The sequence below is a fragment of the Klebsiella sp. JN_Kp126 genome (genome assembly GCF_033843325.1).
GTDB lineage: Bacteria > Pseudomonadota > Gammaproteobacteria > Enterobacterales > Enterobacteriaceae > Klebsiella > Klebsiella michiganensis.
The window spans coordinates 55,024-69,818 of the sequence record NZ_JAWXQV010000047.1; the positions used below are offsets into that span (position 1 = coordinate 55,024).

At 47.3% G+C, this 14,795-nt stretch carries 11 protein-coding genes; 5 read left to right on the forward strand and 6 right to left on the reverse strand.

Translation table 11 applies throughout. The features are described from left to right. Window positions 1-181 precede the first annotated feature (181 nt). Complete coding sequence (locus tag SIK97_RS06830) at window positions 182-2,341, forward strand: YecA family protein (RefSeq protein WP_059334104.1); 2,160 nt, start codon at window positions 182-184, stop codon at window positions 2,339-2,341. Between the two features lie 146 nt (window positions 2,342-2,487). Here the strand turns inward: SIK97_RS06830 and SIK97_RS06835 are convergent, their stop codons facing one another. Then, a complete protein-coding gene (locus SIK97_RS06835; protein WP_020231146.1) occupies window positions 2,488-3,141 on the reverse strand; it encodes an AbiV family abortive infection protein in 654 nt (217 codons plus the stop codon). Window positions 3,142-3,910: 769 nt separating this feature from the next. On the opposite strand from SIK97_RS06835, the gene SIK97_RS06840 reads away from it, so the two are divergent. After that, a complete protein-coding gene (locus SIK97_RS06840) occupies window positions 3,911-4,288 on the forward strand; it encodes a hypothetical protein (RefSeq protein WP_071957340.1) in 378 nt (125 codons plus the stop codon). Between the two features lie 125 nt (window positions 4,289-4,413). On the opposite strand, the gene SIK97_RS06845 is transcribed toward SIK97_RS06840, so the two are convergent. The 5 genes from SIK97_RS06845 to hutU form a co-directional block, all read right to left on the reverse strand. Further along, a complete protein-coding gene (locus SIK97_RS06845) occupies window positions 4,414-6,084 on the reverse strand; it encodes a P-loop ATPase, Sll1717 family (RefSeq protein WP_057173095.1) in 1,671 nt (556 codons plus the stop codon). 630 nt (window positions 6,085-6,714) lie between these two features. After that, a complete protein-coding gene (hutG, locus tag SIK97_RS06850; protein WP_014228071.1) occupies window positions 6,715-7,524 on the reverse strand; it encodes an N-formylglutamate deformylase in 810 nt (269 codons plus the stop codon). Beyond that, window positions 7,517-8,725 (reverse strand): imidazolonepropionase, encoded by a 1,209-nt coding sequence (gene hutI, locus SIK97_RS06855; protein ID WP_025107234.1) that lies wholly within the window; start codon window positions 8,723-8,725, stop codon window positions 7,517-7,519. The genes hutG and hutI overlap by 8 nt, the downstream gene beginning before the upstream one ends. Before the next feature lie 11 nt (window positions 8,726-8,736). Next, a complete protein-coding gene (locus SIK97_RS06860) occupies window positions 8,737-10,131 on the reverse strand; it encodes a purine-cytosine permease family protein (RefSeq protein WP_025107235.1) in 1,395 nt (464 codons plus the stop codon). Window positions 10,132-10,183: 52 nt separating this feature from the next. Continuing rightward, complete coding sequence (gene hutU / locus SIK97_RS06865; RefSeq protein WP_057173096.1) at window positions 10,184-11,860, reverse strand: urocanate hydratase; 1,677 nt, start codon at window positions 11,858-11,860, stop codon at window positions 10,184-10,186. Window positions 11,861-12,367: 507 nt separating this feature from the next. On the opposite strand from hutU, the gene SIK97_RS06870 reads away from it, so the two are divergent. The 3 genes from SIK97_RS06870 to SIK97_RS06880 are packed head-to-tail and all read left to right on the forward strand — an operon-like array spanning window position 12,368 to window position 14,789. Then, window positions 12,368-13,465 (forward strand): ABC transporter ATP-binding protein, encoded by a 1,098-nt coding sequence (locus tag SIK97_RS06870; RefSeq protein ID WP_057173097.1) that lies wholly within the window; start codon window positions 12,368-12,370, stop codon window positions 13,463-13,465. Next, a complete protein-coding gene (locus SIK97_RS06875; RefSeq protein WP_032748114.1) occupies window positions 13,462-14,106 on the forward strand; it encodes an ABC transporter permease in 645 nt (214 codons plus the stop codon). The genes SIK97_RS06870 and SIK97_RS06875 overlap by 4 nt, the downstream gene beginning before the upstream one ends. A gap of 2 nt (window positions 14,107-14,108) precedes the next feature. Further along, the gene (locus tag SIK97_RS06880; protein ID WP_014228066.1) at window positions 14,109-14,789 is read left to right on the forward strand and encodes an ABC transporter permease; all 681 of its coding nucleotides are present in this window, start codon (window positions 14,109-14,111) and stop codon (window positions 14,787-14,789) included. The last annotated feature ends 6 nt before the right edge of the window (window positions 14,790-14,795 follow it).

The following is a 14,795-nucleotide window of genomic DNA, read 5'->3' on the forward strand; positions in this document are numbered from 1 at the left end:
TTCCTTTAAAAAGCAATTTGTCTAATTAATTACTTTTTACCAGTATATACCAATATAGTCTAATTTAGTTGTCATTTTAAACTTGACTAAATTTATCAAAAGTTACATAGTTTCTTGAAAAAATCACGCCCCTGCTGTTTATAATCGTTGGCATTGCTGAATAAAATATTTGGAGACAATAATGAATAATGAGCAAGCGAAATTTTTAGAGTTAGAGGAACTTTGTAAACAAGACGGTTTTATTCATGCGTATTCATATTTATGCCTAAGAGACTGTACAATAGGTTTCCAAGGAGGATTGGAAACTGATGATTTGAACCATCTAACTTCATCTGACCGATTGATTAAAACTGAGTTATCACTACTGCATGGGTTGATGCTCAAGTCCGGTTATAATGCAGTAGAAATAAGCAGCGATAAGCTAACTCAATATGTTGATTCTGCTGAACAAATTTTAAAAGATATTCATGAGGCCATAAAAACTTCAGGAATGAAAAATTTCTCTCTTGAGAATCCGAAACTTTCGTTTGAAAGTTTTTTTACGGAAAAAGATGTTGTTCGTGAGTTTATATTTTATAGTGCTGAGCAGGCATTTGAGTTTCAATTTGCATCATTCGCAAGAGAACGTTATATAGAAGATGAAGTATGGCTCCGTGATCATGTTGGTTTCGATATGAATGATGCTTATACAATATATCGAGCTATTAATGAAATGCTTAATGAAAATCTTAACTCCATTGCATCACGTAGCGAATTAATAAGTCATAAAGAATCTCGCCTTCAGTTTCATGAAATAAATGTTGATGAGCTAATTCGTTTATCTAAACAGTCAAAGGAAATAGTAATTGCTTTTTTGACTATTTTTAGTACAAGTTCAAAAGATGATAACACATCGTTTAGCTCAATAGATGATTTTAATATTATTAATGCAAAGCCTATTGTATGTCTAAATGATAAATATTATTTATTCCAGTTAACATCACTTGCTCAATCAATGTATGAAAGCCCAATATTTTGGATGCGTGAAGATAAATCGTATCGCAAGTTTGCTGATGAGCATAGAGGAAATTTCACTGAGGCATTCACATATAATAAATTAGTATCTGTTTTTGGAAGAGAAAACGTCTATGTAAATATTGATATTTTTAAAAATGCGGCAGAGAAAATTGGTGAGATCGATATACTCGTTAAATTCGGGAGTAAATATTTAATCGTACAAGCAAAATCTAAAGGTATGACGCTTTCCTCAAGAAAAGGACAAGCTGAGATTGTTAAAGATGATTTCACTAAGGGATTTCAGAACGCTTATGATCAGGCGATAGAATGCTCCAATGCTCTTATGGAAGCGGGGGTTCACTTTAAGGATGCAAGTGGAAATTTGGTAGAATTTAAAGATCGGCCTACATCTTGCTACCCAGTTTGTATAACATCTGAGAGTTATCCGTCCTTAGCTTTTCAGTGTCGACTTCATCTTAAATATGAGAAAACAGAACATTTAAAAGCACCATATATTATGGATATTTTTTTCTTAGATATTCTTACTGAGTTTCTTTCGGAGCCTTTATTTTTCTTGAGTTTTGTTGACCGCCGTACTGGTTATCATGACGCTCTAATGGCGAGCACAGAAATTGTTCTTCTATCCATGCATTTAAAATATAATTTATGGATTGAGAATGATATGACCTTTATGCATCTAGCGGATGATATTGCTTCTGACTTAGATGCTGCTTTTATGGTACGAAGATTAGCACTGCCCGGTAGTGGAACACCAAAAGGTATTTTGCAAAAATATACATCAGGATTCTTTGGTAGGCTTCTTTTTAAAATTCAACGACTGGCTAATGATGATTTAACAGATCTGGGCCTGATCCTTTTAAAAGGAAATGGTAAGTTTGTCGATATGCTTAATGAGGCAGTAGGTAGGATACAATACTTAACCATACAGGATAACCTTACTCATGATTTTACTATTCAGCTAGAAAATGGGGTTGGTGGTCTAACCGTTCATACATTAGCTGGTGATTTAGAATCAGCTCAAAATAAATTGATGGCCCATGTTAATGCAAAAAAATATTTAGCAAAGCAAAATCAATGGTTTGGGGTTTTGGTTGAGGCTGATCGACTTGGTATGGTGGCTTCGATATGTAAGCTATCCTTTCCGTGGCAAAAAGATACAAAAATGGATCTTGCAGTTAAAGAAGCAAAAATGGATAAGCCAATGATTTATGATTCGAAGGAATTAAGGGGGAAATTTAAAGTTAAGCTTGGAAGAAATGATAAGTGTTTATGTGGAAGCGGTAAAAAATATAAAAAATGCTGTCTTATAAAAAATAATCTATGATGTTAGAATGACTCTTAATATAATTTGTAGGTTTGATAGGTGTTTTTGTATGGACAATAAATGGGCAGATAATTATATCTGTCCATGTCTCGCTATTTATTCCGATAAGCCGTATGTATTTTTCAACCGAAATTCGAAAGTGTTTATTATTTTTGTGGGAAATTTCTATTTCTCCACCCTTCGTTTTTTATTCCACTTTTGTGTGGCCATTTTAATAGGTTGTTATAAATTTTGTAATCGAATACATCGTCCATGTTTTTCCCTCCTTCAAAGTAGAATTCATCTTCTTCAATTCTTTTACATATTTTTATTAACTCATCATTGATTATTGAAATAATTTCCTTTGCATCTCCTTGTTTTATTCTCCAAGGAGTGGATATTCTACTGTCTGTATCTATTTTCCCCTTGCTACGAGATAGTCCAACATATATAGAGTTTTGTTTTTTTTCTTCCAGTTTTCTACTTTGTATTAATGATATAAATTTTGGTGAATAATCATTTGTTTCTCTTGCTACAAAATTCCATTGTTTTTTAGGATGTTGATATAGGAGCTTAAGCCATTCCTGCTCAAAATCTGCTTTTGGATAGCCTTCATTTGTTTCAGATGTCCAGATATAGTGATCCACCCAGTTAGCCTTTGAAAACTCTTCAAGAGCTAACACGGAAAGCTGAAATGCGCTGGGATATGATCCATTTCTATAGAGTAAAATAGAGTCAAAATGAAGTCGTATAGTATTTCTTAACGATTCGGTGGCTATTTTGTTGAGCTTATATTTTGAGATGCCATCTTCTTTCTTCATAGAAACTCCATTCCATAGGTTAACTCGCTATACAAACATATATTATCATAGAGTATGGAACTTCCCCACCATCCGCTATAGCGAGTGATGTTCAAAAGGAACTACCATTAAGTAATAATCTCACATCATGAACACAAAAAATCTATTGGGGGTATCTTCGGGGGTATCACCAAAGATGGAACATATAATTTTCATTAATAATCAATAAATTAATGCATAGGTGTTGTTCCTATTATCGCACCATCTTTTCTAGTAAAATCATCTGGTTACTGTTTCTTTTTTGTTTTTTTAACACGAATGTGCATTTTTGCGCGTTGTGAGTGTGGCAAAATTGTGGCAGGTACAGTGAGATTGTTTGTGACTCAATGCAAAGGTATGCTTACAGCATGTGTTACCTTGTCGCTCCCGCCTGTCTTTTGGGCAGTATTGCTACTTTGATGGCTTCTGGCTACGGATGTTGTCCGTCCAGTTCACTGCCTGCACGGATGGGTCGAAAAGATGTTACTGCAAAAACATACATTCAAATACGTTTAGTCGACCATTTCGGTATTTGCATTCACTTGACTACCCACTTACGTTTTACTTGGTCATCTCTAACAAAAAAATGCATCCAATACCCTGCTATTGACAGGCAGCTTTGAGCGAAAAGCGGACATAATAGTTACAAAAAAGGGTCTAATTCATCAAAACATATCAATATCCTTATCTGTCTGATATCGTTATGATAAAAAGATTCCTAAATATAACCGATAGTAGGTGGTTCTTTTCCATGAAATCAATTTTAGAGGCTTTTACTCAAGGAAATGCAAAAGAAAAACTGGCTGTTATCGCCGACCTCACAACCATTGCGGGAATATCGATAGCAACTATTATTGCTGGTTTGTTAACCCTTGTTGCAAAAACAGATAAACTAGATATAGGAAATCTGTTTGGAGTTGTCATAATATCTCTGCTTGCATTGGCTGGGGTTTGCTGTTTTGTGGCCTTTTTTATTTGGGTTACAACCCAAATATCTAAACCATGGGGAGCACCTCGAGGGGTTCAGTCCTTAGTTAAATGTGCTATCTTCCTTATTTTTATCTGTATTTTTTTGCTGGCTGTCTTTACATTTTATGGCATTATTTCTTCCATGAGAATACTTTCATGAATATAAGAAAAGCTTTCATAATTTAGAAAGAGACTATCTTAAAGCCTCTTTAAATACAACTACCGTTGTATTGAAAGAGAATCTTTATCATCTCAAAATAACAACTATTGAAGATAATTAATGCATTAATTATCTTCAAGTTCATCTTTATCCTTTACAAAACGAGTGTCCGCATTCATTCTAATATCAAGTGCAGAATGAAGCATTTTATGTATCTTCATGCCGCTTGCGCGCTTTATCTCGTTCTTTGTGGCAGGTGTACTATCTCTAGATGACCATTTATATGGTGTAAGACTACTGACTTTAAAACCAACTATACCAAGATTATAAAGGCATAAAAGAAGTTCATTGATTACATCTGATTCTCTGCTTTCACCATTGAGCATTTTATTCGCGACAACAGCACAAGGATCTTGAGTTCCTTGTATTGACAGTTCACTTATTACAGAATCTATATTAGCTCGAGGAATAATCGCTCGTGAAAATTTATCAGGGAGATTTCTTAACAATTCAACAGTTTCTTCAAATGATGGATAAATATCCCCCCATTCCTCTTTGAGTGAACGTAAACGTTTTAAAGAATATACTGATTCAGCCTTTTGAATTGAATCCCAAGAAACCCTCTCACGGTTAAGGGCAACACTAAAACATTCGTTTACGTACTGCAATATATCTCTAGGTCTTAATAGTGTTCGTTCCGTTATATATTCAATAGCTGTTAATCCTGTCGGGCCGCCCTTGGGCTTTGGAAAAATATCCTGTATTTTAACATTATCACGAGTATACTGTTTCCGATAAACTTCACCGACTCTTTTTTGGATTAACTCAGTAAGTTGTTCTGGTGTCCATTTAATATCAAGGATATATGACTCATACTTTTCCTCTTGAAAACCTGAGCTGCGAGTTAAATTGAAAACCGATCTAAGTAGATCAAGTCTTAGTGCAACTATTATTTTTATGTTTTTTATTTTACGAAAAACTTTTATTTCCTCGATTAATGCCCTGATAAATTTGTAGCGCGTTTCATTTTCCGCCCAGTTTTCATCCAACTGATCGATTATAATTACATATTTCTTCTGAGGATCATCAAACGAGTACTCAGCTAATAATGACAGTATTTCATTAAGTTTTTGTATCTGAAGGCTACTCACTACTTCTGTAGCTCGTTTTTTAACATCGTGTACTTGTTCTTCGGTTAACTTTTTCGCATATTCTGCATTGAGCGCTATACCACTATACTCACCACCAATAGATGCTTTAGTATCACGTTCAAGTTTTAATGTAATTTCTCTCAAATGTGCATCTGTATCTATCCAAAATTTATCCCCCCATTCTCTAAAATACTCAAGAGCTTTTCTTTTTATCTCATCTTTTTTCAACCTGCTCAATATCGCAGAGAAAAAATTATTTGTATCTGATTCACTCTTTATATCATGGCGTAGCTTAAGTAGTTCCATAATAAGTATATGTCGCCACAACACCTTATAGAACATATCTAGATTTACGTTTAAAGCCTCAAAAAAAGCAATGATATCAGACTGCTCTAGAAAACGTATGGAAATATCATTAGGATCAAGTTGCCGACATTTATAAGCACGATTCATAACCATATGCAATAAAGCGCTTTTGCCTGCACCTGTTCGTCCTCTAACTATAGAAGAATTATCAAAGGGATCGAGTAGTTTATTCAAATAGCCACTGTCGACAAAACAGCTTTCTAATAATAGAGTATCAGACTCAGCATCAAGTTCACCAATTTTAAAATTTTGTCTTATTGTAATAGGGTTATTTACCATATAATACCTCATGAATAGTCATGAAAATATTATCAAAAAAGCATGTTTTTTGTTGTTTTTCCTATGATTAAATCTTGATTTTTTGATCGAGATCTCTCATATGTGAGGGCTAGGATCTACATAGTTCTTCTAACTAATATTTTTACAATGAAATTTACAACGTCCGCTCCTGGCACAGAGCTGCTGTTGCAGCCCTGACAACCTTAGACCTCTATCGATTCAGAAATCTCTAACGCATCATCGACTTCAATGCCCAGATAACGGACTGTGCTTTCCAGTTTCTTATGGCCCAACAGAAGTTGAATCACCCGAAGATTCCTGGTTTTCTGTTTCCACCTGGCAATACAGCCAGGCGATGAGGAAAGCAAGTGGGACCGCCTCACGTCCTGCAGAAGACGGTTCATGAATCCCGCTCAGTCCTGGTATTGTGAAAAGCCCCTTTCCGCAAGGAAGGGGGGCAGTTCAGAAAGACGGAGATATAAGGGGTTCCGCTAACGGCCCGCATTCCCCCTCTCTTCAGAAGAAGTCAGGTAGGTGGTAAGGCGTTGCTTTATTTGACCTTTCTTATCGCCTTCGGCTGTTTTACAGACTTTTTGGATGCCTGTGTCTTCAGCTTTTCAATATACGCGTTCACATTCCGGGCTCGCCGTACTGCTCTCGCCCCCACTGCAACGCAGTATTAATCAACCTCTCCAGCAGTTGTTGCGCCTGCTGCCCTTTCTCCGGAAGATAAGCAAAACTCTCCTCATCCATATAGCAGCACTGGGCCATTTCTAGCTGAACAGCATGAATATGGTTGGCGGGATCGCCATAGTGACGGGTGATATATCCGCCTTTAAAGCGGCCATTGAGTATCCGGCTATACTGCGGGAACGCATTGCAGCTTGCCAGCAGCGCCTGGCTGAGCTGCGTCGAACAGCTGGCGCCGTCCGCCGTACCAAAGTTCAGATCCGGCAGCCGCCCTTCAAACAAGCGCGGCACCACGGATTTGATCGAGTGCGCATCCCACAACAGCGCATAGCCAAATTTCTCACGCAGGCGTGCCAGTTCAGCGGCAAGCGCCTGATGATAAGGCTGCCAGACCTGTTTTAGGATCGCGTCCTTCGCCGCCGCGTCAGGCGCACCGCCCGGCACGAACAGGGCTTCGCCGTCAAAAAAGATATCGGTAAACAGCCCGGTTGTCGCCGTGCTGTAAAGCGGTTTATCATCCGCCGGGCGATTGATATCCACCACATAGCGGGAATAGCGGGCGCATAACGTGCTGGCCCCCATATCCGCGATGGTCTGATAGAGCAAGGGAATATGCCAGTCGGTATCTTCCAGACGCTTCGCCCTCGGCGTGAGCCCCTGGGCGACTTCGGGGGTTAATAACGTTCCCGGGTGGGGCATACTGACCAGAAGCGGCAGGTTCCCCTGCTGCAAATCAAACGCCTTAATCACAATAAACCTCCTTACCTTGATAAATCACCTGTTTCGAAAGGGAGCCTCCCAGCCAGTAGCTTAGCTCCGCCGGATGAGCGATATCCCACGCCACGAAGCTGGCCTCTTTTCCGGCTTCCAGAGAACCACAAACTGTATCCAGCCCCAGCGCCTTCGCGCCGTTAAGCGTCACGCCAGCCAACGCCTCTTCCGGCGTCATGCGGAATAGCGTACAGGCCATATTCATCATCAGACGCAGGGACAACACCGGCGAGGTGCCGGGATTTAAATCGCTGGCGAGGGCAATCGGCACCCGGTACTGACGCAGCAGATCCAGCGGCGGTAGCTGTTTCTCACGCAGGAAGTAATAGGCGCCCGGCAGCAGCACCGCCACCGTCCCATGGCGTGCCATTGCGGCGATATCTTCCTCGCACAAATATTCCAGATGATCCGCCGACAGCGCATGGTAGCGAGCGGCCAACGCCGCCCCATGCTGTAGCGTTAGCTGTTCAGCATGGAGCTTCACTGGCAGCCCCAGTTCCCGGGCCTTCTGAAAGACTCGCTCCACTTGCGAGGGCGAAAATGCCAGGTGTTCGCAGAACGCATCCACCGCATCCACCAGCCCTTCCTGATGCAGTTCCGGCAGCAGTCGTTCGCAAATATAGTCAATCCAGGCATCTGCCCGCTCCTGATACTCGACGGGCACAGCATGGGCCGCCAGGCAGGTACTGCGCACGGTCAGCGGCAATATGTCGCCTAAACGGCGGATCGCCCGCAGCATTTTACGTTCGTTAGCCAGATCCAGGCCGTAGCCGGATTTGATCTCCAGCGCCGTTACGCCGTCCCGGCACAGCTCCCGGATACGCTGCCGCGCGCTCTCCAGCAACTGGCTTTCGCTGGCCTGTCGCGTGGCGTTGACTGTACTGGCGATCCCGCCGCCGCCAGCCGCGATCTCCGCATAGCTCGCCCCGTTGAGACGCATTTCAAATTCCCGGGCCCGGTCGCCGCCAAACACCGCGTGGCTATGACAATCCACCAGTCCCGGCGTGACCACCCTGCCCTGCAAATCCACCCGCTGCGCAACGGGTAAGTCCGGCAATTCTGCCCGGTTCCCGACCCATAACAGCACTGCGCCGTCGGTCAGCATCGCGCCATCGTCAAGCAACTGATAATGCCCAGCGGCCATGGTGGCGATCCGGCAGTGATGCCAAAGGGTATACATGGCGCTCTCCTTTAACGACTGATGGCGGCGCCAGCCGCCGCTGCGGACTGCGCTTTGCGCAGGACATAGTAGAGCCCCGCCGGTAGCGCCAGCCCAATGAGCCAGGAGATATCGATACCGCCCAGCATCTTCACGAATGGGCCGGAATAGAATCCACTATCAATAAACGGCGTCTGTACCGCCACTCCAACGAGATAAACCCCGAGCCCCGTCACATTCCACGCCCGATATTTCCCGTTCGGATCGTTCAGCGCCTCCATGTCTATCGCCTGATGGTTGAAGAAATAGTAATCCACCAGGTTAATCGCGCTCCACGGTGTAAAGAAAGTCAACAGGAACAACAGGAAGGATTTAAAAGCCGACAGGAAAGAGTGTTGCCCGATAATCGCGATAGCGGTCGCCAGGGTAATAATCATCGCCAGCACCAGCAGACGTACCGACTGGCTTACGCGCACTCGCTGCTTCCCGCAGCTGTACACCGTCGCCAGGCACATCAGGCTGCCGTAGGCATTCAGGGTATTGATCGTCAGTTTACCAAACGCGATGCTCAGATATAACAGCGTGGCAATCGCGCCGGTGCCGCCCAGGCCGACGATATAGTCCACCTCATGACCGACCAGTTTTCCCTGAGAGAGAGCGGCAGCCAGCACCCCGACGGTCATGGCGATTTGCGCGCCAATCACCGAACCGCTCCCGACGGCGAAAAAGACCTTCCCGGGAGAGGTGCTGCGCGGTAGATAGCGGGAATAATCGGCAACATAGGGGCCAAAGGTGATCTGCCAGGAAGCCGCAAGGCCGGTGGCGGTTAAAAACGTACTCCAGCTAAAGGGTCGGATACTCAGCAGGTCGCCAATAGCCGGAAAGGAACTGATTTTCCACAGCAGGTAGATAAACGCGATAATCCCCACCAGGCTCGCCAGCTTACCCAACAGGTGGATCAACCGATAGCCGACATAGGCGATAACCAGCGTGGCGGCAGCAAAAAGCAGAATGCCGCTGGTTTCCGTAGTATGGAAAACCGCTGAGATCGCCTGGCCGGACAGCACCGCCCCGGTGGCGATAAAGCCAAGGTACATCAGGCAGACCAGCAGAATCGGCAGGCAGGCGCCGTAGACGCCGAACTGTACCCGGCTGCTGATCATCTGTGGTATCCCCAGCTGCGGCCCTTGCGCGGCATGCAATGCCATCACAATCCCGCCGGCAATCTGCCCCAGCATAAGACCGGCCAGCGACCAGAAAACATCCCCGCCGAATACAATAGTTAATGCGCCAGTGACCATGGCGGTGATTTGCAGGTTAGCCCCCAGCCACAGGGTGAACTGGCTAAAAATGCTACCGTGGCGTTCGCCGTCAGGGATGGGTTCAATAGAACGTGTTTCGATGTATGTTGTGTTGTTATTATTCATGGCAGCACTCCGGTGAGGCGAAGGGGATACATTGCCCCCTTCGCCGGAGAAATTAGTCCGCAATCATTGGCAAGTTGAGTCCTTGCTCTCTGGCGCATTCAATCGCGATGTCATAACCCGCATCCGCATGGCGCATCACACCGGTGGCCGGGTCGTTGCTCAGCACCCGGGCGATGCGCTCCGCCGCTTCATCGCTGCCGTCGCATACAATGACGACGCCGGAGTGCTGGGAGAAGCCCATCCCTACGCCGCCGCCATGGTGCAGGGAAACCCAGGTCGCGCCACTGGCGGTATTCAGCAGCGCGTTCAGCAACGGCCAGTCGGAGACCGCGTCTGAGCCGTCCTGCATCGCTTCCGTTTCGCGGTTAGGGCTGGCAACGGAGCCGGAGTCAAGATGATCGCGGCCGATCACGATCGGTGCCGACAGCTCGCCGCTGCGGACCATTTCGTTAAACGCCAGGCCCAGCCGGGCGCGCTGTCCCAGGCCGACCCAGCAGATCCGGGCCGGCAGCCCCTGGAAGCTGATGCGCTCTCTGGCCATATCCAGCCAGTGGTGGAGGTGTTCGTCATCGGGTATCAGCGCTTTAACTTTCGCGTCGGTGCGGTAGATATCCTGCGGATCGCCGGAAAGCGCCGCCCAGCGGAATGGGCCAATCCCCCGGCAGAACAGCGGACGAATATAGGCGGGAACAAAGCCTGGGAAGTCAAAAGCGTTTTCCACCCCCATCTCTTTCGCCATCTGGCGGATGTTGTTGCCGTAATCGAAGGTGGGAATGCCCTGCTGCCTGAAGGCGAGCATGGCTTTAACGTGTTCGGCCATTGAGGATTTCGCCGCGTGGATCGTCTCCACCGGGTGGGACTGCGCGCGAGCGCGGTAGTCTTCCCAGCTCATGCCCAGCGGCAGATAACCGTTGAGGGGATCGTGTGCGCTGGTCTGGTCGGTCACCATATCCGGGCGCACGCCGCGTCTTACCAGCTCCGGTAAAATTTCCGCCGCGTTGCCATGCAGCGCGATGGATACCGCTTCTCCTTTTGCGGTATAGCGGGCGATGCGGGCCAGGGCGTCATCCAGGTCGCTCGCCTGCTCATCGACATAGCCGGTACGCAGACGGAAGTCGATACGCGACTGCTGGCATTCAATATTCAGCGAACAGGCTCCCGCCAGGGTTGCGGCCAGCGGCTGAGCGCCGCCCATGCCCCCCAGACCCGCAGTCAGCACCCAGCGTCCGCGCAGGCTACCGTTATAGTGCTGGCGCCCGGCTTCCACAAACGTTTCGTAAGTGCCCTGAACAATGCCCTGGCTGCCGATGTAGATCCATGAGCCGGCCGTCATTTGCCCGTACATCGCCAGACCTTGTGCATCAAGCTCGTTGAAGTGCTCCCAGTTTGCCCAGTGCGGTACGAGGTTGGAGTTGGCGATCAGCACCCGCGGGGCGTTGTCGTGGGTTTTGAAAACCCCCACCGGTTTACCGGACTGGATCAGCAGCGTTTCATCATCATTGAGCTGCTTCAGGGTCTCAACGATCTTGTCGTAGCATTCCCAGTTGCGGGCCGCCCGGCCAATACCGCCGTACACCACCAGCTCTTTTGGATTTTCGGCGACATCAGGATCCAGGTTGTTCATCAGCATGCGCAGCGGCGCCTCTGTGAACCAACTTTTTGCGTTCAGCTTAGTGCCTCGCGGGGCTCTGATTTCAACATCGCGAAAACGGGTTGCTTGTTTACTCATGCGCTTTACCTTCTTATCCGTTACCTGTCATATGTTAATTAATTGTTAGTTTTGTTATTTGCATTTTAATTGTATATACATGATAAGCATATTGGATGCCAGGTTAGAAGTTAATTTATAAAACCAATAAAATTCAACAAATTAACATAAAAACAGAAGGACATGCTGCGCTATACACTCGTGAACACACCGTGATGATGGGCCATTACGGTGCAAAAATACAGCTCTTCGCCTTATTTTTGTGCACTAAAACATCACAAAAAGATAACACCAGTGCATTTTCTATCTCGTCATGACTTCTTATCTCGCCATAGACGGCAGTACCAGATAACGCAAACACACTCTAAACAATTGTTTTAAAATCACTAAATAACCATCTCATTGCATACCCCTCTGGCAGTGGCACAAGTTTTGCTAGTTGTACATACAAGATTATACATAGCAGCATTTTGTCGCGTGACTCCCCTGTATTCGGGAACACCACACACAACAATCAGAGGCGTGAAGATGATTACCTTCCAGAATGTGACTAAGCACTACGACAACGGTTCGGTCGTAGTAGATGGCCTTAGCCTGGTAGCGCCGGGGGGCAAAATTACGGTATTTGTCGGCCCTTCGGGCTGTGGAAAAACCACCTCATTGCGGATGATTAACCGGTTAGTGGAACCATCATCGGGCCGGATCCTGCTTAACGGCGAAGCCACCGAGCAAATGGATATCGTGCAACTGCGCCGCCGTATTGGCTATGTCATTCAAAATGCAGGTTTATTCCCCCATAAAAATATTATCGACAACATTGCCACCACCGCGATTCTCAACGGCGCCGCCAAAAGTAAAGCCAGAGCCAGAGCCGGGGAATTACTGGAAGTCGTCGGTCTGGATCCGCAAATCGCCAAACGCTTCCCCTGGCAGCTTTCCGGAGGCCAGCAGCAGCGCGTGGGCGTTGCCCGCGCCCTGGCGGCAGACCCGGAGTTTATGTTGATGGACGAACCGTTCAGCGCGGTCGACCCGGTGGTTCGCGAACAGCTGCAGGAAGAGTTTTTGCGTATTCAGAAAGAGGTGAGCAAAACCATCATTATGGTCACTCACGATATTGATGAAGCCATGAAGCTCGGCGACCTGGTCGCGGTACTTAAACCTGGCGGCAAGCTGGCGCAGATGGCCTCTCCAGGCGAACTGCTTAATACGCCGCAAAACGCCTTTGTGGCGGACTTTATCGGCAAAGACAGAGGCTATCGCAAACTGAGTTTCCACGCCGCCGACACAGAAACCGGGTTACGCGACGAGCCCTATGCCGAGCTGGATTGTTCATTCGAGCAGGCCAAAGAGATGGCCATCGACCGCTGGCTGCTGGTTACCCAAAACGGCAAAGCGTTTGGCTGGTTCGACACCCACCAGCCGGCAACAGCGATTACCCACGACAACATCAATCTGGGGGCGACGTTCCACCAGCAGGGGAGCCCGTTGCGCCATTTGCTGGACGCTGCGCTGAGCTCGCCCAACCACCGGGCCGTGATCGTCGATGAACGGCAAATCCCGCTGGGGACCATCCACCTCGATCAAGTACTCGACATGTGTAAATCCACGCGCCAGGAGGGAGCATGAGATTCGATTGGCTATGGGCGCAGAGCGATAAAATCTTCAACCTGTTTCTCTGGCACAGTTATCTCTCAATTGTGCCGGTAGTGATAGGGTTAATTCTGGCGATCCCTGTCGGCTGGGGCATTCACCACCTGCCATCGGTCAAGTCGGCGATCGTTAACCTGTTTGGCCTACTCTATACCATTCCGTCACTGGCGCTGTTTGTGCTGCTGCCCCCGCTGCTCCACACGCAGATTCTGGACCCCATTAATGTTGTGGTCGCACTGACCATCTACAGCTTTGCGCTACTGGTTCGCACCGTCTGCGACGGGCTGGACTCCGTATCGGCCGATACCCGTCAGTCCGCGGCAGCGCTCGGGTATAAACCCGCTCAGCAGTTTTTCCAGATCGACCTGCCGCTGGCCGTGCCGGTGATTGGTTCCGGCCTGCGCGTTGCCGTGGTGTCTAACGTCAGTATCGTTTCCGTCGCGGCATTAATTGGCGCACCGCAGCTCGGCTCGCTGTTTACCCTGGGCTTCCAGCTGCAATTTCTGACGCCCATCATCGCCGGGATCGCGCTCAGCATCATTCTGGCGCTGCTGCTGGATATGCTGGTGGTTTACGCCACTCGTCAACTCAGCCGCTGGCAACCTCAGAGAGGATAATTATGCTTACCTGGTTTATGGATCCCATCCACTGGTTTGGTGAGGGCGGCATTTTCCCCCTTCTGGCGCAGCACATCAGCTATAGCGCTGTCGCTCTGGCGATCGCCTTTATCATCGCGTTTCCCGTCGGCTGCTACACCGGCCATACCGGCAAAGGGGAAGGCCTGCTCATCGGTACCACCAACGCCCTGCGCTCCCTGCCCTCATTTGGGCTGATTATTCTGCTGGTGATTTTACTTTCCGGCGAGTTTGAGTCCGATATGGCCTTTATTCTGCCCTGTATTCTGGTGCTGGTGGCGCTGGCGCTCCCGCCGATTGCGCTGGGTGTGCATGCGGGTATTCGCGCGCTCGATCCCTATGTCCTTGATGCCGCTCGCGGCATGGGGATGACGCGGCTGCAGATCCTGCTACAGGTGGAGTTGCCCTGCGCGCTTCCGCTGATCCTCTCCGGCGTGCGCAGCGCCACGTTGCAGATTATTTCCACCGCCACCATCGCAGCCTATGTCTCGCTGGGGGGATTCGGACGTCTGATTATTGACGGACGCGCGGCGAACGATTTCAGCCAGATGATCGCCGGCGCCATGCTGGTGGCGCTACTGGCTTTACTGATCGACTGCTTGTTCTCTTTCTCGCAAAAAATAGTCGTTTCACCCGGTATTACCCGGCGTATTAAAAACCCATAACCTCAT